This is a genomic window from Streptomyces griseorubiginosus (genome assembly GCF_017614965.1).
Lineage (GTDB): Bacteria > Actinomycetota > Actinomycetes > Streptomycetales > Streptomycetaceae > Streptomyces > Streptomyces griseorubiginosus_B.
The window spans coordinates 1-1871 of sequence record NZ_WVUG01000604.1; the positions used below are offsets into that span (position 1 = coordinate 1).

A 1871-nucleotide genomic window follows, 5' to 3' on the forward strand; every position below is an offset into this window, starting at 1 on the left:
CCCCCGCCCCGACACCGAGCAGCCGCACGGGCGTACGGCTCAGCAGGCGCCGTACGGCATCCAGCGCGGCGCCGACCATGGCCGTCCCGCCCTCGGCCGCGGGTGTCGCCACCTTCAGACGGTCCATGACCCTCAAGTCCCGCGCGCACAACAGTACGTGGGTGGTCGTGCCGCCGATGTCGACGCCCGCGACCACCTCGGGAGCACGCGTCACGCGGTGGCCCCCGTCCGGTCCTCGGCCCGCCGGCGCCGCTGCACCACCGGATCCGGTACCGGCACCGACGCGATGAGCCGGCGCGTGTAGGCGGTCTCCGGCCGCAACAGGGTCGTCATCGTCGGCCCCTCCTCCTCGACGCGCCCGTCACGCATCACCACGACCCGCTGCGCGAACTGCTGCACCACCGCCAGATCGTGCGAGACGAACAGACACGCGAACCCCAACTCGCCCTGCAACTCGGCGATCACCTCCAGCACCGTCTGCTGCACACTCACATCCAGCGCGCTCGTCGGCTCGTCCGCGACCAGCAGCCGCGGCTGAAGCACCAGCGCCCGGGCGAGACTGACCCGCTGCCGCTGTCCACCGGACAGCTCACGCGGCCCCCGCCTCGCCAACTCCGCGGGCAGCCGCACCCGTTCGAGTACTTCGGCGACCCGGGCGCGCCGCTCCGCCGCCGACATCCTCCGCCGGTGCATCCGCAGCGGCTCGGCGACGCACTCCCCGACACTCATCCGCGCGTCCAGCGAGGCCACCGGATCCTGCAGCACCACCCCGACCCCGGACAGCAGAGCCCGGCGCGCGCGTCCCCGGGTGCGGCCCAGGTCGGCACCGAACAGCGACACCGACCCGGACGCGGGCGCCACCAGCCCCAGCGCGACGCGGGCCGCGGTCGACTTGCCCGAGCCCGACTCGCCCACCAGCCCGACCGTCTCGCCGGCCCGCACCGAGATCGACACCTCCCGCAGCGCCCGTACGGTACGAGGACCACGGCCGAAGGTCACGGACACGTCCTGGAGCCGGACCACCGGCTCGCCCTGCGCCGAAGGGGCCGGTGCCGCCTTCGGCTCGTCGACCACCAGGCGCGGCACCGCCGCCAGCAGCTTCCGCGTGTAGTCGTGCCGCGGCCGCAGCAACACCTCGTCCACCGGCCCGCTCTCCACGATCTCGCCCCGCAGCATCACCGCCACCCGGTCCGCGAAGTCGGCGACCACGCCCATGTTGTGGGTGACCAGCAGCACCCCGGTGCCGGAGTCGGCGGCCAGCCCCCGCAGCAGATCGAGGATCTCGGCCTGCACGGTGACGTCCAGCGCGGTCGTCGGCTCGTCCGCGATGAGCAGACCGGGCGAGTTGGCGATCGCCATCGCGATCACGACGCGTTGCCGCTGCCCGCCCGACAACTGGAACGGAAACGCCTTCGACCGCCGCTCCGGATCGGGAATGCCGACCCTGCGGAGCAACTCGACCGCCGCACCGGCGGCTTCGGCGCGGGAGAGGGGACGGTGGTTGCGGATGACCTCGGCGATCTGCGCACCGACCCGGGTCAGCGGATCGAGGGCGCTGGCCGGCTCCTGGAACACCATCGACGCCGTACGACCGCGCAACCGGGCCAGCTCTCCCTCGTCGGCCCCGACGACGTCCCTGCCGTCGACCCTCACCCGGCCCGAGACACGGGCGCTGCCCGGCAGGAGGCCTATCGCGGCGAGGGCGACGGTGGACTTCCCGGAGCCGGACTCGCCGACGAGGGCGAGGGTCTCGCCCGCATGCACGTGCAGTGATATGTCACATAGCGCCGGCACGTCACCCGTCTCGGTCCCGAACGTCACCCCCAGCCCCTCGACCTCCAGCACCCTCTGCGCCTCCGGCCCCTTTGCCC

The 1871-nt window shown here is 73.5% G+C and carries 1 protein-coding gene and 1 pseudogene; both read right to left on the reverse strand.

Annotated elements, in window-relative coordinates; translation table 11 throughout:
- Positions 1–214, reverse strand: a pseudogene (locus GRC12_RS44090) (ROK family protein); the annotation flags it as partial.
- Positions 211–1871 (reverse strand): dipeptide ABC transporter ATP-binding protein (locus GRC12_RS44095; RefSeq protein ID WP_439959961.1); only part of this gene is annotated, 1661 nt, incomplete at its 5' end. The pseudogene GRC12_RS44090 and the gene GRC12_RS44095, both read right to left, overlap by 4 nt.